Origin of the sequence: Pantoea wallisii (assembly GCF_002095485.1) — a bacterium.
Classification (GTDB): domain Bacteria; phylum Pseudomonadota; class Gammaproteobacteria; order Enterobacterales; family Enterobacteriaceae; genus Pantoea; species Pantoea wallisii.
In genome coordinates, this window is record NZ_MLFS01000008.1 from 26,384 (window position 1) to 45,872 (window position 19,489).

Consider the following 19,489-nt stretch of genomic DNA (forward strand, 5'->3'; position numbering starts at 1 on the left):
ATCGTTGGCAAGGATTCGTTACGACGGCAGATAATTCTGTAAGTTGCGATCATTGCCGCGTTTCACCTTGGTGTAAACGCATACACTGATAAGCTGTTGCCACTTTCTCCCCCTTTGAGACAGGAATGCTGCATGAGTACTTTTCCCCATCCCGAACGTTATCAGCAGATGCAATACCGTCGTAGCGGCCGGAGCGGTCTGAAGTTACCCGCTATTTCGCTGGGTTTATGGCACAACTTTGGCGACAGCACGCGCGTTGACAATAGTCGTGCGCTGCTGCGCCATGCTTTTGATCGCGGTATCACCCACTTCGATCTCGCCAACAATTATGGGCCGCCGCCGGGCTCGGCCGAGAGCAACTTTGGCCGTATCCTGCGCGAAGATTTCCACGGCCTGCGGGATGAACTGGTGATCTCTACCAAAGCCGGTTACACCATGTGGGAAGGTCCGTACGGCGACTGGGGTTCACGTAAATACCTGATCTCCAGCCTTGATCAGAGCCTGAAACGCATGGGCCTGGAGTACGTGGATATCTTTTACCATCACCGTCCGGACCCGGAAACCCGCTTGAAGAGACCATGTGTGCGCTGGATCAGGTGGTGCGCCAGGGGAAAGCGCTCTACGCCGCTCTCTCCAACTATCCGGCAGATCGCGCTGCAGAGGCGATCGCCATTTTGCGCGATCTCGGTACGCCATGCCTGATTCACCAGCCGCGCTATTCGATGTTCGAACGCGCGCCGGAGCAGGGTTTGCTGGATGTGCTGGGCGATAACGGCGTGGGCTGCATTGCCTTCTCCCCGCTGGCGGGCGGCGTACTGACCGATCGCTATCTGCAAGGCATTCCGGAGGATTCACGCGTTGCCAGCGGCAGCAAGTTCCTCAATGAGAATCAGCTGACGCAGGAGAAGATGGAGAAAGTGCGTCAGCTACAGGCCATTGCCCAGCAGCGCGGCCAGAAACTGGCGCAGATGGCGCTGAGCTGGGTGCTGCGCGATGCGCGCGTCACGTCGGTGTTGATTGGTGCCAGTAAGACGACGCAAATTGATGATGCCGTTGAGATGCTGGGTCAATCCGCTCTGAGCCAGCAAGAGATCGACGCCATTAGCGCAATTCTGGTGTAAGCGTTTACCCGCCCGGCCTTTATCGGGCGTTTCCTCCAGCACAAAACTCTGCTTAACCCCTCTTCTGCACTTTTTCAGAATAAGTCTCAAGGTAGGGCTGGTCCGATGTGGCACACTGGCGCAACGGTAGCCTCGATGCTGCCGCAAGGAGAAACGATGAAACGTGCCATTTTATTTGCCGCTTTGCTGGCAACCTTATCCCCCCTGGCGATGCACACAGCTGAAGCCAATAGCGCCACCATTAACCTTGCTCCTGGCGTGACACTGCACCTCGGCGATCGTGACCGTCGCGGCTACTACTGGGACGGCGGTCGCTGGCGTGAACCGCGCTGGTGGCATGACCGTTACCAGTACAACGATCACCGCTGGTGGCGCCACGCCGAGTGGAAACGTCACCGTGCCTGGGAGCGCGAGCGCGAACGCCGCTGGCATGAGCGCGAGCGTCATGAACACTGGCGCCACGATCATCGCCATGATCGTCACCACGATCGCCACGACCACCATCACCACTAAAAAAAATCCCGGCGCGATAACCGCACCGGGATTTTTTTATCTTGCGCGTTTTTACCAGCCCAGCGCTTCGCCCACCAGCAGGTAGAGGTTAAGCGCCACCACCAGCACCACAATCAATCGTCCGGCGTTTTGCATCAGACGTGAATTCACCAGCTCATCTCCCATGATCTCGCGGTTGCCGGTAAACGACAGCAGCGGAATGAGCGCCAGCGCGATACCAAAGCTCAGCAGTACCTGACTCATCACCAGGATGCGCGTCGGGTCCCAGCCTGCCCAGATGACGATGAAGGATGGCAGCATAGTAATAGTACGGCGAAACCAGAGCGGAATGTGAAAGCGGATAAAGCCCTGCATAACCACCTGCCCGGCCAGCGTGCCCACGACGGTGGAGGACAAGCCTGCCGCGACCAGACTCAGACCAAATACTATTGCCGCAGCTTTGCCCAGCAGCGGTTGCAGCGTCAGATAAGCCTGATCAAGATCGACGATGCTGGTGTGGCCGCTAAAGTGGAACGCAGCCGCCGCCGTCGCCATCATCGCCAGATTGACGAAGCCTGCGATGGTCATGGCAATCGCCACGTCGAGTTTGGTTGAGGAGTAACGCTCCGCCTTGCTGCCTCTGTTACCGTGCTGCGTCAGCGCCGAGTGCAGATAGATAACATGCGGCATGATGGTCGCACCCAGCACACCAGCGGCAAGGAATACCGCGTCAGAGGTTGGCAGAGAAGGCAGCGCCATACCCACCATCAGCTGGCTTACTTTTGGCTGCGAGAAAAACAGCTCGACAATGTAAGCCGCCGCGACAAACAGCAGCAAACCGCCAATCACCAGCTCCAGCGGCTTTTGCCCGCGGCTTTGCAGCATCAGGATCAGGAAGGTGGCAATACCGGTTAATACCGCACCCTGCAGAAGCGAGATGCCAAGCAGCAGCTTGAAGCCCAGTGCGGCACCAATAAACTCCGCCAGGTCGGTTGCCATGGCGATGATCTCCGCCTGCACCCAATAGAACCATACTGCCGGGCGCGGAAAACGGTCACGGATATGTTCAGCAAGGTTTTTACCGGTGGCAATGCCCAGCTTGGCGGACATCAGCTGAATCAGCATGGCCATGATATTGGCCCAGACCACCACCCACAGCAGCTTGTAACCGTAAGCGGCGCCGGCCTGAATATTGGTTGCGAAGTTGCCGGGATCGATATAACCAATGGCCGCGATGAAGGCCGGTCCCAGCAGCGCGAGTTTGATCTTTCTGGCTCCGCGAGCAGCGCGCTCGGCGGTGCGACTTTCTGACATAGTAGATACCCTGTCCTGACGCTTGTTTGACCCATGCAGCTTAACGGCCCTACAAGGCAAGTGAAATTTGATTATAGTTATCGCAGTAATAGATGGTGCTATAAAGTATAGCCATTGCTATACCTCAGAGTAAATATAGCCCTTGCTAAAAAATGTGCAACAGCAATCACTCTACTCCCGGGTCAAATTATAGACAATCTCTTTGTGGATATTTCTTGTGAAGGATTTGTGAAGAGGTTGTGAGTGCTGAGACTATTCTGAGAAAAAAGGCGATACTGAATACTTATATTGCGGGTTTGATCTCGTTTTTAAGTAACGCGTTACATAGAATACGCACCAAAATACAACCCTCCTCAAATTTGGAGCCGCTATGTCCCATATTTTGCACTTCCTGTTGGCACTGGCCGTGGTCGCCGTGCTGGCGTTGCTGGTCAGCCACGATCGCAAGAGTATCCGTATCCGTTACATCGTGCAGCTGCTGGTGATAGAAGTCCTGCTGGCGTGGTTCTTCCTTAACTCTGAGGCGGGCCTGGGCTTCGTTAAAGGGTTTGCGGGTCTGTTCGACCACCTGTTGAAGTACGCTGCCGAAGGCACCAATTTTGTGTTCGGTAATATGAATGAAAAAGGCCTGGCCTTCTTCTTCCTCAATGTTTTGTGCCCTATTGTCTTTATCTCGGCACTGATCGGTATTTTGCAGCATTTCCGCATTCTGCCGTGGGTCATCCGCGGTATCGGAACCGTACTGTCAAAAGTGAACGGCATGGGCAAGCTGGAATCCTTTAACGCCGTCAGCTCTCTGATTCTGGGACAGTCAGAAAACTTCATCGCCTATAAGGATATCCTTGGCAAGATGTCGCAGCGCCGCATGTACACCATGGCAGCCACAGCGATGTCGACCGTTTCGATGTCGATCGTGGGTGCTTACATGACCATGCTGCAGCCGAAGTATGTGGTCGCAGCGCTGGTGCTCAACATGTTCAGTACCTTTATCGTATTGTCGCTGATTAACCCGTACCGCGTCGACAGCGAAGAGGATTTGCAGCTGCAGGACCTGCATAAAGGGCAGAGCTTCTTTGAGATGCTGGGCGAATATATCCTGGCCGGTTTCAAAGTGGCGATTATCGTTGCAGCCATGCTGATTGGTTTCATCGCGCTGATTTCAGGCCTGAATGCGCTGTTTGACTTTATTTTCGGCATCAGCTTCCAGGGCGTGCTGGGCTACGTGTTCTATCCGTTTGCCTGGGTGATGGGCGTTCCATCAGGTGAAGCCCTGCAGGTGGGCAGCATCATGGCGACCAAGCTGGTTTCCAATGAATTTGTTGCAATGATGGACCTGCAGAAGATTGCGGGACAGCTGTCACCGCATGCGGAAGGGATTCTGTCTGTGTTCCTCGTCTCCTTTGCTAACTTCTCTTCAATCGGCATCGTGGCCGGTGCGATCAAAGGTCTGCATGAAGAGCAGGGTAACGTGGTATCCCGCTTCGGCCTGAAACTGCTGTACGGTTCAACGCTGGTGAGCGTGCTCTCTGCTGCCATTGCCGGTCTGGTATTGGCCTTCTGATGCAAAAAGGGCGAGCTGCGGCTCGCCCTTCTCTTCTGATAACCTTCTGCTTTATCACCCCGGTTTGCTACCGGCTCTGACGGGTCGTCGCTATCCCCTCTTTTTATTCCCCGTACAGCATCGCAGTGGCAGATGTAACGCATTCCCATACTCCGATAGCCCGGCGCATAGCGGCAACACAACGTGTCAGTGACGAAAGTCAGGCAAACGCCTTTAGCATGAATACGCCAGGCGCAACGAGAAGCCATAGCTGGCTGCTATACAAAAAATGTCTGGATTGGATAAACAACGAATGTTCAGGATGAACAGAGAATTGGTGGAGATAAGCGGGATCGAACCGCTGACCTCTTGCATGCCATGCAAGCGCTCTCCCAGCTGAGCTATACCCCCACATCTGGAACGTATTTCTTCGGTTCAAACCGTTGGGAGCGGTTTGGTGGAGCTAAGCGGGATCGAACCGCTGACCTCTTGCATGCCATGCAAGCGCTCTCCCAGCTGAGCTATAGCCCCGTACCGAAAAAACCGCCGGGTTAACCCGACGGACGGCATAATATGAAACGGCTGTTGGAGTGTCAACGGCAAATTCCTGTTCTGTGTTCGATCGCTGAAAAAGGCGGCAACCCGATGCCACAATGGCCTTTTTTCCGCCGTATTACGGCGCGCCTGCCCTTCTCTGTCCGATCTTCATTAAACAGCAGCTCAACAACCGCTCACCCTGGGGTTAATTTCAGGTTAAAGATGTTAGCGCCAGGCTTGTTTTCGTTAATGGTGCGTGTAAAACTTAGCGCGCTAATTAACCGGACAACCCTCCAGGGTTAACACTCGTTGCCCGGTCAGCACTTCCTCCTTGTTTAATAAAAGAAAAGTGAATTATGTCTTTGCATACACCAAAAGAGATCGCACAGCTGGCGATTCAGTCTGGCGTGGCTAAAAGCCGCCTGCCGGTTTCCACCTTATTAATTCTTGGCTTTATGGCCGGTGCATTTATTGCTACCGGGTTCCTGCTTGATCTGCACGTTATTAACCAGTTACCGGCTGAGTGGGGATCGTTCTCCAGTTTCCTCGGCGCGGCGGTGTTCCCGGTTGGCCTGATTCTTACCGTGCTGGCCGGCGGCGAACTGCTGACAGGCAATATGATGACGCTGCCAATTGCCTGGTTTGCCCGTCGTATTAGCGGTTTCAGCGTGGTGCGTAACTGGTTTTGGGTCACCGTCGCCAATTTTATTGGCAGCGTTGCGGTAGCATGGTTCTTTGGACATATGCTGGGCATGACCGAAGGGGACTACCTGAAGAAAACCGTCGCCATTGCCCATGCGAAAGTGAATGCTGACTTCCTGCACGCTTTCATCTCAGGCATTGGCTGTAACTGGCTGGTCTGCCTGGCGGTATGGCTGGCTTTTGCCAGTAAAGATATGGTCGGTAAAATTATGGGTATGTGGTTCCCGGTAATGGCGTTTGTGGCCATTGGCTTCCAGCACGTTATCGCCAACATGTTCATCGTGCCTGCGGCTATTTTTGCCGGTCAGATGAGCTGGGCAGAGTTTTTACCCAATGTTATTGCGGTATTTTTAGGAAACGGTGTGGGCGGTGCGATCTTTGTTGGCCTCACCTATTTCCTCGCTTTCCGTCCGGAGCAGCCGGCCGTTAGCGAAGCGCAGTAATCTAAATATGCCTTTTGTCACCCCGCAAAAGGCATTTTCTGCCTGGATTACTTCTCCCCGTAACGTTTTGTTGTAATATGTAGAGCTAATGTATTTAACAGGGACAGCATCGTGAAAAAGGAATGGCTTACCCCCGAAGAGCTCGCGCTGGAAACGGGCTACAGTCGGCAGACGGTGAATAAATGGATCAAGCGTGAAAACTGGACAACCACGCCCAAGCCCGGTGTACAGGGCGGTAAGGCGCGATTGATTCATATTGATGAACGCGTAAAGAGCTTTATTCAGTCCACTCGCCACGCGAGCGAACCGGCGGCTAATTACGGTGCGCAGCAAAATACGTTACCTGCGTTATTAATAAATTCTGTCCAGCAAATGACGACTGTCGAACAGGAACAACTGGCGGCACTGCTGTTACGGGAAGGAATCAGGGGCGTGCTGGAGAGACTGGGAATCCAGGAAGAGTAAAAAAGCCGGGAGCGTGAGCTTCCGGCTTTTTTGTTACTGGCACGGATAACAGCAGCCTGCTGGCTGCCGTCTGCCTGCTTATGCCTGCGCTTCGCGCTCTGCAATAAAGGCCAGCGCTTTTTCGATACGCGCCACGCTACGGCTGCGGCCAATGGCTTCAACCGTGACATCCAGCGCAGGGGACTGGCCCGCACCGGTTACGGCGACGCGCAGCGGCATACCCACTTTACCCATGCCCAGCTCCAGCTCGTCCGCTGCCGCCTGAATAGCATGATGCACATTTTCCGCACTCCATGCGCTGTCACTGATGGCCGCCAGCTTGTCACGTACCACTTCCAGCGGCTGACGCGCTACCGGACGCAGGTGCTTCTTCGCAGCATCGGCATCAAAGGCCTCAAACTCTTCATAGAAGTAACGGCACGACGCCGCGATTTCGACCAGTGTCTTACAGCGCTCGCCCAGCAGTGTAACCAGCTTCGCCAGCTCCGGACCGGTACGGGTATCGATCTTCTGCTGCTCAATGTGCCACTGCAGCTGCGTTGCCACATACTCTGGCGGCAGCGTATTGATGTAGTGGTGGTTCAGCCACTGCAGTTTTTCCGTGTTGAATGCGCTGGCGGACTTGCTCACTGCATCCAGCGTAAACAGTTCGGTCATCTCAGGTACGCTGAAGATCTCCTGATCGCCATGTGACCAGCCAAGACGCACCAGGTAGTTGAGCAGCGCTTCCGGCAGATAGCCGTCATCACGGTACTGCATTACGCCCACGGCACCGTGGCGCTTGGAGAGCTTCTTCCCGTCATCGCCCAGAATCATGGAGACGTGCGCATAGGTTGGCACCTCTGCACCGATCGCTTTCAGGATGTTGATCTGACGCGGCGTGTTATTGATATGGTCTTCGCCACGAATAACGTGCGTGATCCCCATATCCCAGTCATCCACCACCACACAGAAGTTATAGGTTGGTGAGCCGTCGGTACGGCGGATAATCAGATCATCCAGCTCCTGATTGCTGAACTCAATCGGGCCACGGATCTGGTCGTCAAAGATCACCGAGCCCTCCTGCGGATTGCGGAAACGCACTACGCAGGGTTCATTATCAGCGTGATGGTCATGGCTATCGCGGCAGCGGCCGTCGTAACGCGGCTTCTCACCCTTCGCCATCTGCTCTTCACGCAGGGCTTCCAGGCGCTCTTTCGAGCAATAGCATTTATAAGCTGTACCGGCTTCCAGCATCTCGTCGATGACATGGTTGTAGCGATCAAAACGTTTGGTCTGGTAGTACGGGCCTTCATCCCAATCGAGGCTCAGCCAGTTCATGCCATCCATGATGGCTTCAATGGCTTCCGGGGTAGAACGCTCCAGATCGGTATCTTCAATACGCAGGACGAATTCGCCCTTGTTATGACGCGCATAGAGCCAGGAGTAAAGCGCAGTACGCGCACCGCCGACGTGCAGGTAACCGGTCGGGCTGGGTGCGAAGCGGGTTTTGATTTTCATTCAGCATTGCCTTAAGTGCGCAGGTTTTATTGTCTGGATGACAAAAAAACGGGTTAACGCGAAAAAACAGTGCGCATATTCTAACAGGTGAAGCTGATTCCTCAATCATTGTCACGGCCGCAGCGTGGAGAGGAAGAGGTTTTTCTGCTAATAAAACCAGCACATTGGCTAAAAGCACTGCATGATGTCTAAATTTAAAGCGAACGCGCAGTTAACTTTTAAAAAGCTTTTAAAAAGCGTTGACTCACTTTGAAGGATCCCTATAATGCGACTCCACACAGCGGGGGTGATTAGCTCAGTTGGTAGAGCATCTCCTTTACACGGAGGGGGTCGGCGGTTCGAGCCCGTCATCACCCACCACTCTTAAAGTGGTCCGCAGTGTGCAAGAGTAAAATATGGGCGATTAGCTCAGTTGGTAGAGCATCTCCTTTACACGGAGGGGGTCGGCGGTTCGAGCCCGTCATCGCCCACCATATCTTAGTCAGATGACACTCTTGTTAAGCAGTTCCGAAGTGGGCGATTAGCTCAGTTGGTAGAGCATCTCCTTTACACGGAGGGGGTCGGCGGTTCGAGCCCGTCATCGCCCACCACTTCGGGTCGTTAGCTCAGTTGGTAGAGCAGTTGACTTTTAATCAATTGGTCGCAGGTTCGAATCCTGCACGACCCACCAAATTCAGAAAGAAGCGCCCTCAGGGCGCTTTTTTCGTTTCTGTGCGCCGTAGCGTAACGTGCAGGATGAGAACCTGCAGCAGGTTCGACTGAATCGCCGGGAGCGATTCAGGCTGATGCGTCAGCATCACCCGCAGGGCGAGGCCCCGGATGGGCCGAGGCATATCCTGCACGACCCACCAAATTCAGAAAGAAGCGCCCTCAGGGCGCTTTTTTCGTTTCTGCTCTGCCCTATTTTGCTCTGCTATGCCAATCCTTCCCGGATGGTGACAAAACATTTTCGCAACCTTAACACTCCCTGGCATCAAGTCCCGCTCCGGTATTTCCGATAACAGAGAGGCACATTTGCAAGGAGAACGTAATGACTACCATTTCAACCAGTACCACAATTGGCAGCGGCAGCACTTCAGGCTCCGGCAGCACGTCTGACAGCAGCGCATCAAAAATCGCCAGCCTGACAAAACAGATCACCAGCCTGAACGATGAATTAAAAGATGTGGCAAAAGATAAAACGTTGACCGACCAGCAGCGCACGCAAAAACAGGAGACGATCAACGCGCAGATCCAGATGCTGCAGGCGCAGATTCAGCAGTTGCAGCAGCAGGAAAAAGAGAAAACCGAACAAAAACAGGAGAAGCAGGAGATTACTGAGGTAAAAGCCGACGGCATCAATCGCCCGACAGACACTAACCAGATCAATGTCTACGTTTAAAACGCCGGATTAAGCGTGCGGCTTTGCGTCAGCAGCGCGGCCTGCTGGCGCACCTCCTGCCAGATGGCCTCAGCCGCTGGCGTCAGCGAGCGGTTTTTACGCTTAATCAACATCAAACTGCGGTTGATCTCTGGATAGAGTCGGCGCACCGTCAGTCGGCGTCCGGAAGGCAAAGGCAGCGCCAGCGCGGGTAAGATACTGATACCGATACCGGCCTCTACCATCGGATAGAGCGTTGCCGGATGGCCGATCTCTTGCACCACCTCCACACTCAGCGCCAGCTGCTGAAGCGCGGCATCCACCAGAATGCGGCTACCGGAAGCGTAATCCTGCAGGACCAGCCGACGCCCGGCCAGCATTGACCACTGCGCCTGCTCAACCTGTGCCAGCGCATCATCCTGATGGCATAACAGCAGGAAAGGCTCCTGCAGAATCTCTTCACCATCGAAATCTGCATCACGCAATGGCCCGATCACGATGCCAAAATCTACTTCGGCATTGCGTACGCTTTGTAGCACCCACTGCTGCACCCTATCATGCAGGATGACACGAATCTCCGGGTAGCGCTGCTGGCTGCTTGCCAGGCACTGCGGCATCAGGTGTGCAGAGGGCGTCTGGCTGGCCGCAACGCGCACCGTTCCGCTACGCTGTTCGCCATAGCTGCGCACATCCTGCACCGTGGTGCTCAGCTCCTCCAGCTGCCGCTCCAGACGCGTTGCCAGCTGCTGACCGGCTTCCGTCAGCATCACTTCACGCGTCGTGCGGTCCAGCAGGCGTACCCCCATCTCACTCTCCAGCTCTTTAATGCTGTGGCTGACGGCAGACTGACTCAGCCCGATCACCTGCCCTGCCTGGCTAAAACTGCCGTGTCGCGCTACCGCCACAAAAGTACGTAACTGTCGTAAGGTGTAATTCATCGAAATCGCTCATAGATTGATGCAATAAATCAATTTTATTTCTAAACCTGCCTGACGCACAATCAGCAACATCTTTTTATATTTAACCGGATTGTAACAATGGGCTTTTTACGACTTGACCCGATGATGGTCAAACTCATCATCACGGTACTGCTGGCGAGCTTCTTCCCGGCAAAAGGCGGATTTGTCGATTTCTTTGAATACCTGACCACCGCAGCCATCGCCCTGCTGTTCTTTATGCACGGCGCCAAGTTATCGCGCGAGAAAATCATCGCCGGCAGCAGCCACTGGCGTCTGCATCTGTGGATTATGTGCAGCACCTTTGTCATCTTTCCGCTGCTGGGCTTGCTGCTGGTGTGGTGGCATCCGGTGAATGTCGGGCCTGAAATTTACACCGGCTTCCTCTATCTCTGTATTCTGCCGGCGACGGTACAATCGTCTATCGCTTTTACCTCAATGGCCGGTGGCAATGTCGCCGCGGCAGTTTGCGCCGCCTCGGCTTCCAGCCTGCTGGGCGTGTTTATCTCGCCGCTGCTGGTCAACCTGGTAATGAACGTGCACAGCGAAGCACCCGGCAACGGGCTGGAGCAGATTGGCAAAATCATGCTGCAGCTGCTGGTGCCATTTGTTATCGGACACCTGTCGCGTCGCTGGATTGGTGGCTGGGTCGAGAAACATCGCGGTCTGATTGGCAAAACGGACCAGACATCTATCCTACTGGTGGTTTACTCTGCCTTCAGTGAAGCGGTAGTGAACGGTATCTGGCATCGCGTGGGCGTGGATACGCTGCTGTGGATTCTGGCAGGCAGCGTGCTGATTCTGTGCATCGCACTGCTGATCAACGTCGGTGCCTCACGGCTGTTTGGTTTCAGCCGCGCCGATGAGATTGTGGTGCTGTTCTGCGGCTCGAAAAAGAGCCTGGCGAATGGTGTACCGATGGCGAACATCTTGTTCCCGGCCAGTGCCGTAGGGATCATCGTACTGCCGCTGATGATCTTCCATCAGGTGCAGCTGATGGTGTGCTCCTTTATTGCCCAGCGTTATAAAGCCGGTAATGCCAAAATCCTGGCAGAGCAACAGGTGACGGTTCAGAAGTCCTGATCGTTAAGGCCCGCACAAGCGGGCCCTATTTTTATCCGCTGCGCTTCAGCGGCTTCACTAGCCCCTGTAAACCCTCGATTTTAATCGCCAGCGTCAACTGCATGAGTTCGCCCAGCTTACCGGCCGGAAAAGCGTCTTTGCGGGCAAACCACAGCAAATACTCCTCCGGCACATCGATCAGCATCTGCCTTTATATTTGCCAAACGGCATGGCGGTATTGGCAATCTCAACCAGCTGATGTTTGTCCATCTCAGGCCCCAAGCAGGCGAATCATCTCTGCCTCATCGATGACCGGTATCCCAAGCTCCTGCGCCTTCGCCAGCTTAGAGCCCGCCGCTTCACCGGCAATAAGCAGGTCGGTTTTCTTCGAGACGCTGCCGCTGACTTTGGCACCCAGCGCGGTCAGGCGCTCCTTTGCGTCATCGCGGTTCATCTGCGAAAGTGAACCGGTCAGCACCACGGTTTTACCGGCAAACGGGCTGTCGATCTCTTCAGCTTTCACTACTACTACCTGCGGCCAGTGCACGCCCACTTCCTGGGTCAGCTCGCGGATCACCTCGCGGTTGCTCTCCTCTTCCATGAAGTTGCGTACGTGAGCGGCCACGATTTTGCCCACGTCCTGCACCGCGATCAGCGCATCCAGATCGGCATCCATCACCTTCTCCAGTTCACCAAAATGGTTCGCCAGATTTGCCGCCGTGGCTTCCCCCACTTCACGAATCCCCAGCGCATAGAGGAAGCGCGGCAGCGTGGTCAGTTTAGCTTTCTCCAGGGCATCAACGACATTTTGCGCCGACTTTGGCCCCATACGATCCAGCCCGGTCAGCTTGCCGGCCGTCAGGCGGAACAGGTCGGCCGGGGTTTTGACATACTCTTTTTCCACCAGCTGATCGATAATTTTGTCACCCATGCCGTCAACGTCCATTGCGCGACGTGAGACAAAATGCTTGAGCGCCTCTTTACGCTGCGCCCCACAAATCAGGCCGCCGGTGCAGCGCGTAACCGCTTCACCTTCAACGCGTTCAACGTCCGAACCGCAGACCGGACAGTGGCTGGGGAAGAGGATTTCGCGCGTCTCCTGTGGACGCTCCGACTCCACCACATTTACCACCTGTGGAATCACATCGCCGGCGCGGCGGATGACCACTTTGTCGCCAATGCGCAGACCCAGACGCGCGATCTCATCGGCGTTGTGCAACGTCGCATTGCTCACAATGACACCTGCAACCTGCACTGGCTCCAGCCGCGCAACGGGCGTAATGGCGCCCGTGCGGCCAACCTGGAACTCGACATCGCGCACAACCGTCATCTGCTCCTGCGCCGGGAACTTGAAGGCAACCGCCCAGCGTGGCGCGCGGGCCACAAAGCCCAGCTTCTCCTGCAGGGCCTGCGAATCGACTTTGATAACCACGCCATCAATATCAAAACCCAGCGACGGGCGATCCTGCTCTACCTGACGGTAGAACGCCAGCGCTTCCTCAGCGGTATGCACCAGGCGGATACGTCGCTGACCGGTAATCCCCACGCCTTAAACTGCTGCAGACGCTGCCAGTGGCTGGCAGGCATTTCGCCGCCCTCCAGCAGGCCAAAGCCGTAGCAGAAGAACGTCAGCGGACGTTTAGCGGTAATGCGGGGATCAAGCTGACGCAGCGAACCTGCCGCAGCATTACGCGGGTTTGCAAACACTTTGCCCCCGGTACGGCGCGCCTCTTCGTTAAGTTTTTCAAAACCCGCTTCGGTCATGAATACTTCGCCGCGCACTTCAACGCGCGCCGGAATGTTGTCGCCGTGGAGGCGCAGAGGGATAGCATAAATAGTGCGCACGTTAGCCGTGATGTTCTCACCGGTAGTGCCATCACCGCGCGTCGCTGCCCGCACCAGCAGCCCGTTTTCATACAACAGGCTGACCGCCAGGCCATCCAGCTTGAGTTCACAGCAATAGGTCAGGTCGTCGGTGCTCTTCAGGCGATCCTGCACGCGCTTATTGAAAGCAAAAAACCCGGCTTCATCAAAGGTGTTGTCCAGCGAAAGCATGGGTACTTCATGACGTACCTGCTCAAACGCCGTTAGCGGCGCCGCTCCGACGCGTTGCGTAGGCGAATCCGGGGTAATGAGATCCGGATGGGCGCTCTCCAGCTCACGCAGCTGCACCATCAATCGGTCATACTCTGCATCCGGAATTTCCGGCGTATCCATCACGTGGTAGAGATATTCATGGTGACGTAACGTGGTGCGCAGCGCGGTGATCTGCTCCTGAACCGATTTCATAATGTCTCATCCGATAAAAAACCCCCGACTAGCGGGGTTTAGTTGATATTCTTCGCTATCGGCCGCTGTCAGCCAATAACCTCGCGAATGCGCGCTTTATAGGTTTCCAGCTTCTGTGGCGTCATCATGCGACGCTCATCATCCAGCACCACGCCACCAACATCATCAGCGATACGCTGGGCGGACTGCAGCATCAGCTTGAAGTTCTGATTCGCGTCACCGTATGACGGCACCATCATAAAGATGGAGATGCCCGGGGTAGTAAAATCGCCCATTTCATCCGGATTAAACGAACCGGGTTTAACCATATTCGCCAGGCTAAACAGCACCGGGCCGCTGCCGGCCGGGCTGAGGTGACGATGGAAAATGTTCATCTCACCAAACTGGAATCCCGCCTGAAGAATACCCTGCAACAGGCTTCGCCGTTCAGCGCGCCACCCGCATGGGCGGCAACGTGCAGCACCAGTACGGCCTCTTTTTTACTGCCCGGCGCCGCAGGCTGCTGAGGCGCAGAGGCTTCCGGCGCCTGAACCGGCACGGTCTCTTCTTTGATTTCAGGCTCTGGCGCGTCAGCAGCGCTGAATTCTGGCGCGGGCTGAATCGCCGGGAGCGGCTCATTATCCAGTAACGGATCGGCCTGAACAGGTTGTGGCTGCGGCTGCGGTTTAGGCGGTGCAGCAGCGGGCTGCGGTTGCGGTGCAGGCTGACGAACAGGCTCATCGTCCAGCAGCGGATCGCCTGTCAGCGGCGTCTCATGACGTGGGAATGGCTGGCGTGGTGCTTCCGCGACGCGCGGCGCAGCCGGTTTAGCAACCGGCGCATCAAATGGCGGCTCTTCTTCGGCATCACGATGACGACGGACACGCACTTCACCGACGCCTTCATCTTCGTCGCTCAGCAGATCTTCATCCGCTTCTTCGCGCTGTTTCAGACGTTTGTGCGGGCGATCGCGAAACACGGAAGAGCGCTCTTTACGGCTGGTCCACAGTCCGTGAAGAAGAAGCGCTATTATGGCGATCGCGCCAACAACGATTAATATCAGACGCAAATCCTGCATCATTGTATTCTCTGTTGTTCCAATACCTTGCCACCACGGCAAACTTTATCCTCTAACTGTATTTGCCCAGCTACACAAGTGCAAGTCTGTGCAGTATTTTCTGACAAATAAGATAGCTGACCCACGCTTTTTTGCTGTTTTTTCGCGCAAAGTGCGCCTGTCACCGATAAAAAGCCAGGTTATGATGTTCGCGCCGCCACATTCAGGAGAAAGGCTCGTTATGCCCGCAGAGAATTCGGTCTCTTCATTTAATGGTATTCACTACTTTGCCGAGGGCTGGAAGCTGGTGCGTCTGCCCGGCATTCGCCGCTACGTTATCATTCCGTTACTGGTCAATATCGTGCTGCTTGGCGGTGCGTTTATCTGGCTGTTCCGGCAGCTGGGCCACTGGATTCCGCAGCTGATGGCACACATTCCGGATTGGCTACAGTGGCTGAGCTATCTGCTGTGGCCGCTCTCGGTTATCTCGATTGTGCTGGTGTTCAGCTACTTCTTCTCTACGATTGCAAACTGGATTGCAGCGCCCTTCTGCGGTTTGCTGGCAGAGCAACTTGAGGGCCGGCTGACCGGCAAACCGCTACCGGATAGTGGCTGGATGGGCATGATGAGAGATATCCCGCGCATCATGAAACGTGAATTACAGAAGCTGGGCTACTATTTGCCGCGCGCGCTGGGGTTACTGCTACTCTACTTTATCCCCGGCTTTGGTCAAACCGTTGCACCGGTGCTGTGGTTCCTGTTCAGTGCGTGGATGCTCTCCGTACAGTATTGCGACTACCCGTTTGACAACCACAAAGTGAGCTTCCATCAGATGCGTAGCGCGCTGCGCCAGCACAAAACCGCTAACATGCAGTTTGGCGCGATGGTAAGTCTGTTTACCATGATTCCGATTCTGAACCTGGCGATCATGCCGGTGGCCGTGTGCGGCGCGACGGCGATGTGGGTTGATCGCTATCGTCATCAGCATGCGCGTCACCCTTAATGCATCAATCAGCCTTATGCATTTTTGCGTGGGGCTTATGGTTGCCGGCTATATAGATATACGATTTCTTTCCTTCCGCCGAAGGTCAGAACAGGTATGCTCTGATGGTTCCCAATATTTCATACAGTTAAGGACGGGCTATGAGTAAGATCTATGAAGACAACTCTTTGACAATTGGTCATACGCCGCTGGTTCGACTGAACCGCATCGGTAATGGACGCATCCTGGCGAAGGTCGAATCGCGTAACCCGAGCTTCAGCGTCAAATGCCGCATCGGTGCCAATATGATTTGGGACGCAGAAAAACGCGGTATTCTTAAGCCGGGCGTTGAACTGGTCGAACCGACCAGCGGCAATACCGGGATTGCCCTGGCCTATGTGGCCGCGGCGCGCGGTTACAAACTGACGCTGACCATGCCAGAAACCATGTCGATTGAGCGTCGCAAGCTGCTGAAAGCGCTGGGTGCCAACCTGGTGCTGACCGAAGGTCCGAAAGGCATGAAAGGCGCGATCGCCAAAGCGGAAGAGATTGTCGCCAGCGATCCGGACAAGTTCGTCCTGCTGCAGCAGTTCAGCAATCCGGCTAACCCGGAAATTCACGAAAAAACCACCGGCCCGGAGATCTGGGAAGATACCGACGGTGACGTTGACGTGTTTATCTCTGGCGTGGGCACCGGCGGTACGCTGACGGGCGTAAGCCGCTACATCAAAAATACCAAAGGCAAAAAAGATCTGATTACCGTTGCCGTAGAGCCCACCGATTCACCGGTGATTGCCCAGGCAATCGCGGGTGAAGAGATTAAACCGGGTCCGCATAAGATTCAGGGTATCGGTGCCGGCTTCATTCCGGGCAACCTGGATCTTAAACTGGTGGATCGCGTTGTGGCGATCACCAATGAAGAGGCCATCAGCACTGCGCGCCAGCTGATGGAAGAAGAGGGTATTCTGGCGGGTATCTCTTCCGGTGCCGCCGTGGCTGCTGCTCTGAAACTGCAGGAGGATGAAGCGTTCGCGAACAAGAATATTGTGGTGATCCTGCCCTCTTCCGGTGAGCGCTATCTGAGTACTGCCCTGTTTGCCGATCTCTTTACCGAAAAAGAGCTGCAGGCCTGAGTGCCATAGTCTGAAAGTGACGAAAAAAGCACCCGAATGGGTGCTTTTTTGTGGCGCAGATCTCACTTTCATCACCAGGCAGATTGATTTCGGTGATACGGCTCTGGTATTTAAGCTTCCAATTATTTCGGTGCCTGAAATTAATCTGCCTTTGAAGTGGATCAAGCTGAATCGATTTACTGATTTGGTGAAACGGCGAATCACGGCATAATTAGCAAAGTGACGAAGTCGCACAGTTTTTGACGCGTCATCGAAAATGACTTATTCATTCAGGCGCTTTATTGGTTCGCATGATGCCATAGCAGCGTACCTGGACAGGCTAAAGTTACGGCTCCAGGCTAGACTTTAGATCCATAACACCAAACCTGATCAAGTTGGGGAAATAGAATGTTCCAGCAAGAAGTTACCATTACCGCACCTAACGGCCTTCATACCCGTCCTGCAGCGCAGTTTGTTAAAGAAGCTAAGGCTTTCCAGTCTGAAATCACCGTGACTTCAAATGGCAAATCTGCCAGCGCAAAAAGCCTGTTCAAACTGCAAACACTGGGTCTGACTCAGGGTACGGTTGTTACGCTCTCTGCCGAAGGCGAAGATGAGCAGCAGGCAGTAGAGCACCTGGTCAAGCTGATGGCTGAGCTGGAGTAATTCCGCTCAGGTAAGCAACTAAACCGACTCCTTTGCCCCATTGAGTGCAAATATCTTGATCGCGGACAACCTGTCCGCGTTATTGCTTCCTTAGAGTACTGCTCCGCGACAGTGGCAACGCATTGGGTCAATGAGCCATCGTGATTAAAAGGTAGGGTTATGATTTCAGGCATTTTAGCATCACCGGGTATCGCTTTCGGCAAAGCACTGCTGCTGAAGGAAGACGAGATCGTCATCAGCCGTAAAAAGATTACTGACGACCAGGTTGAGCAGGAAGTCGCACGCTTCCTCGATGGCCGCAGTAAAGCAGCCGAACAGCTTGAAGCCATCCGCGTGAAAGCCGGTGAAACCTTCGGGGAAGAGAAAGCGGCGATCTTTGAAGGTCACATTATGCTGCTCGAAGACGAAGAGCTTGAGCAGGAAATCATCGACCTGATTAAAAAAGATCACTTAACCGCTGACGCTGCCGCTCACTCGGTGGTTGATGGTCAGGCAAAAGCCCTGGAAGAGCTCGATGATGAGTATCTGAAAGAGCGTGCTGCCGATGTGCGTGATATCGGTAAACGTCTGCTGCAGAACATTCTTGGCCTGCACATCGTTGATCTGAGCGCCATTGCTGACGAATCCATTCTGGTGGCCAAAGATTTAACGCCGTCAGAAACCGCACAGCTGAACCTGAAGAAGGTGCTGGGCTTTATTACCGATCTGGGTGGCCGTACGTCGCACACCTCGATCATGGCGCGCTCGCTTGAGCTGCCGGCCATTGTGGGTACGGGCACCGTGACCACTACCGTGAAAAACGGTGATTTCCTGATTCTGGATGGCGTAAACAATAACGTTTATGTCAATCCGACTGAGGATGTACTGGAAGAGCTGAAAGCCATTCAGACCCAGTATCTTTCCGATAAACATGAGCTGGCGAAGCTGAAAGACCTGCCTGCTATAACGCTGGATGGTCATCAGGTTGAAGTGTGCGCCAACATCGGTACCGTGCGCGATGTCGCGGGTGCTGAGCGCAACGGCGCGGAAGGCGTGGGCCTGTACCGTACCGAGTTCCTGTTTATGGACCGCGATTCACTGCCTACCGAAGAGGAGCAGTTCCAGGCCTATAAAGCCGTTGCGGAAGCGATGGGCTCCCAGGCAGTAATTGTACGCACCATGGATATCGGCGGTGACAAAGACCTGCCGTACATGAACCTGCCGAAAGAGGAGAACCCGTTCCTCGGCTGGCGCGCGATCCGTATTGCCATGGATCGTAAAGAGATTCTGCATGCCCAGCTGCGCGCCATTCTGCGTGCATCCTCCTTTGGTAAACTGCGCATCATGTTCCCGATGATCATTTCGGTGGAAGAGGTGCGTTTCCTGAAGGCAGAGCTGGAGATGCTGAAAGCGCAGCTGCGTGAAGAGGGTAAAGCTTTTGATGAAACCATTGAAGTGGGCATCATGGTTGAAACCCCAGCTTCTGCAGTGATTGCTCGCCATCTGGCGAAAGAGGTCGACTTCTTTAGTATTGGGACAAATGACCTGACGCAGTATACTCTGGCGGTCGATCGTGGTAATGATTTGATTTCACACCTCTATAACCCAATGACGCCATCTGTTCTTGGCCTCATCAAGCAAGTGATCGACGCATCACATGCCGAAGGGAAATGGACCGGCATGTGTGGTGAGCTGGCTGGTGATGAACGTGCTACACTACTGTTACTGGGAATGGGGCTGGACGAATTCAGCATGAGTGCCATTTCAATCCCAAGCATCAAGAAAATTATTCGTAATACCAATTTCGAAGATGCGAAGGCATTGGCGGAGCAGGCTCTGGCTCAACCCACAGCGGATGATTTAATGAACCTGGTGAACAAGTTCATTAAAGAAAAAACGCTCTGCTGATCCACGAGATGCTGGCCCCAAATTA

At 54.5% G+C, this 19,489-nt stretch carries 13 protein-coding genes, 6 tRNA genes, 1 other RNA gene and 4 pseudogenes; 16 read left to right on the plus strand and 8 right to left on the minus strand.

The annotated features are described in order from the left end of the window. The first annotated feature begins 132 nt into the window (after nucleotides 1-132). Together mgrA and HA48_RS04560 are read left to right on the plus strand one after the other, a co-directional pair. Nucleotides 133-1,121 (plus strand): annotated as a pseudogene (gene mgrA, locus HA48_RS04555) (L-glyceraldehyde 3-phosphate reductase). 156 nt (nucleotides 1,122-1,277) lie between these two features. Next, the gene (locus tag HA48_RS04560; protein WP_128599980.1) at nucleotides 1,278-1,634 is read left to right on the plus strand and encodes a DUF2502 domain-containing protein; all 357 of its coding nucleotides are present in this window, start codon (nucleotides 1,278-1,280) and stop codon (nucleotides 1,632-1,634) included. Between the two features lie 51 nt (nucleotides 1,635-1,685). Here the strand turns inward: HA48_RS04560 and HA48_RS04565 are convergent, their stop codons facing one another. Continuing rightward, nucleotides 1,686-2,966, minus strand: a complete 1,281-nt coding sequence (locus HA48_RS04565) for an Nramp family divalent metal transporter (RefSeq protein ID WP_279626734.1) — start codon at nucleotides 2,964-2,966, stop codon at nucleotides 1,686-1,688. Between the two features lie 331 nt (nucleotides 2,967-3,297). Between HA48_RS04565 and HA48_RS04570 the strand changes: the two genes are divergently transcribed. Beyond that, nucleotides 3,298-4,488 carry a NupC/NupG family nucleoside CNT transporter gene (locus tag HA48_RS04570; RefSeq protein ID WP_128599982.1) on the plus strand — a complete coding sequence of 397 codons (1,191 nt, stop codon included), beginning with the start codon at nucleotides 3,298-3,300 and terminating at the stop codon, nucleotides 4,486-4,488. Between the two features lie 314 nt (nucleotides 4,489-4,802). Here HA48_RS04570 and HA48_RS04575 read toward each other — a convergent pair. Beyond that, nucleotides 4,803-4,878, minus strand: a tRNA-Ala gene (locus tag HA48_RS04575). A gap of 44 nt (nucleotides 4,879-4,922) precedes the next feature. Further along, nucleotides 4,923-4,998: transfer RNA gene (locus tag HA48_RS04580), tRNA-Ala, on the minus strand. A gap of 362 nt (nucleotides 4,999-5,360) precedes the next feature. Between HA48_RS04580 and HA48_RS04585 the strand changes: the two genes are divergently transcribed. Together HA48_RS04585 and HA48_RS04590 are read left to right on the plus strand one after the other, a co-directional pair. Further along, nucleotides 5,361-6,149, plus strand: a complete 789-nt coding sequence (locus tag HA48_RS04585; protein WP_128599983.1) for a formate/nitrite transporter family protein — start codon at nucleotides 5,361-5,363, stop codon at nucleotides 6,147-6,149. A 111-nt stretch (nucleotides 6,150-6,260) separates the two neighbouring features. Beyond that, the gene (locus tag HA48_RS04590; protein ID WP_128599984.1) at nucleotides 6,261-6,614 is read left to right on the plus strand and encodes a YfeC-like transcriptional regulator; all 354 of its coding nucleotides are present in this window, start codon (nucleotides 6,261-6,263) and stop codon (nucleotides 6,612-6,614) included. A gap of 78 nt (nucleotides 6,615-6,692) precedes the next feature. Here HA48_RS04590 and gltX read toward each other — a convergent pair whose 3' ends face one another. Beyond that, the gene (gene gltX / locus HA48_RS04595; RefSeq protein ID WP_128599985.1) at nucleotides 6,693-8,114 is read right to left on the minus strand and encodes a glutamate--tRNA ligase; all 1,422 of its coding nucleotides are present in this window, start codon (nucleotides 8,112-8,114) and stop codon (nucleotides 6,693-6,695) included. A gap of 284 nt (nucleotides 8,115-8,398) precedes the next feature. Between gltX and HA48_RS04600 the strand changes: the two genes are divergently transcribed. The 6 genes from HA48_RS04600 (at nucleotide 8,399) to HA48_RS04625 (ending at nucleotide 9,495) form a co-directional block, all read left to right on the plus strand. Next, a tRNA-Val gene (locus HA48_RS04600) sits at nucleotides 8,399-8,474 on the plus strand. A gap of 37 nt (nucleotides 8,475-8,511) precedes the next feature. Continuing rightward, nucleotides 8,512-8,587, plus strand: a tRNA-Val gene (locus HA48_RS04605). A gap of 41 nt (nucleotides 8,588-8,628) precedes the next feature. Beyond that, nucleotides 8,629-8,704 (plus strand) — tRNA-Val (locus HA48_RS04610). Between the two features lie 4 nt (nucleotides 8,705-8,708). Continuing rightward, nucleotides 8,709-8,784 (plus strand) — tRNA-Lys (locus tag HA48_RS04615). Between the two features lie 44 nt (nucleotides 8,785-8,828). Continuing rightward, nucleotides 8,829-8,965, plus strand: a non-coding RNA gene (locus HA48_RS04620) — RtT sRNA. Nucleotides 8,966-9,144: 179 nt separating this feature from the next. Beyond that, nucleotides 9,145-9,495 (plus strand): FlxA-like family protein, encoded by a 351-nt coding sequence (locus tag HA48_RS04625; RefSeq protein WP_128599986.1) that lies wholly within the window; start codon nucleotides 9,145-9,147, stop codon nucleotides 9,493-9,495. On the opposite strand, the gene HA48_RS04630 is transcribed toward HA48_RS04625, so the two are convergent. Continuing rightward, a complete protein-coding gene (locus HA48_RS04630; RefSeq protein WP_128599987.1) occupies nucleotides 9,492-10,412 on the minus strand; it encodes a LysR family transcriptional regulator in 921 nt (306 codons plus the stop codon). The two genes, HA48_RS04625 and HA48_RS04630, sit on opposite strands and share 4 nt — an antisense overlap. 99 nt (nucleotides 10,413-10,511) lie before the next feature. Here HA48_RS04630 and HA48_RS04635 point away from each other — a divergent pair, with 99 nt between their 5' ends. Next, nucleotides 10,512-11,513, plus strand: a complete 1,002-nt coding sequence (locus HA48_RS04635) for a bile acid:sodium symporter family protein (protein ID WP_128599988.1) — start codon at nucleotides 10,512-10,514, stop codon at nucleotides 11,511-11,513. Between the two features lie 31 nt (nucleotides 11,514-11,544). Here the strand turns inward: HA48_RS04635 and HA48_RS04640 are convergent. The 3 pseudogenes from HA48_RS04640 to zipA form a co-directional block, all read right to left on the minus strand. Continuing rightward, a pseudogene (locus tag HA48_RS04640) lies at nucleotides 11,545-11,762 on the minus strand (DUF3820 family protein). 1 nt (nucleotide 11,763) lies between these two features. After that, a pseudogene (gene ligA / locus HA48_RS04645) lies at nucleotides 11,764-13,781 on the minus strand (NAD-dependent DNA ligase LigA). Between the two features lie 68 nt (nucleotides 13,782-13,849). Continuing rightward, a pseudogene (gene zipA / locus HA48_RS04650) lies at nucleotides 13,850-14,841 on the minus strand (cell division protein ZipA). A 217-nt stretch (nucleotides 14,842-15,058) separates the two neighbouring features. On the opposite strand from zipA, the gene cysZ reads away from it, so the two are divergent. From cysZ to ptsI, 4 genes are all read left to right on the plus strand, one after another. Further along, a complete protein-coding gene (gene cysZ, locus HA48_RS04655; protein WP_128599989.1) occupies nucleotides 15,059-15,820 on the plus strand; it encodes a sulfate transporter CysZ in 762 nt (253 codons plus the stop codon). 140 nt (nucleotides 15,821-15,960) lie between these two features. After that, nucleotides 15,961-16,932, plus strand: coding sequence for a cysteine synthase A (gene cysK, locus HA48_RS04660; protein WP_128599990.1), 972 nt, complete (start codon nucleotides 15,961-15,963; stop codon nucleotides 16,930-16,932). Between the two features lie 387 nt (nucleotides 16,933-17,319). Further along, nucleotides 17,320-17,577: a phosphocarrier protein Hpr gene (ptsH, locus tag HA48_RS04670; RefSeq protein ID WP_007889063.1), complete on the plus strand. Its 258-nt coding sequence runs from the start codon at nucleotides 17,320-17,322 to the stop codon at nucleotides 17,575-17,577. Between the two features lie 159 nt (nucleotides 17,578-17,736). Further along, on the plus strand, nucleotides 17,737-19,464 hold the full coding sequence (gene ptsI, locus HA48_RS04675; RefSeq protein ID WP_128599992.1) for a phosphoenolpyruvate-protein phosphotransferase PtsI: 1,728 nt from the start codon (nucleotides 17,737-17,739) through the stop codon (nucleotides 19,462-19,464). Nucleotides 19,465-19,489: the final 25 nt, after the last annotated feature.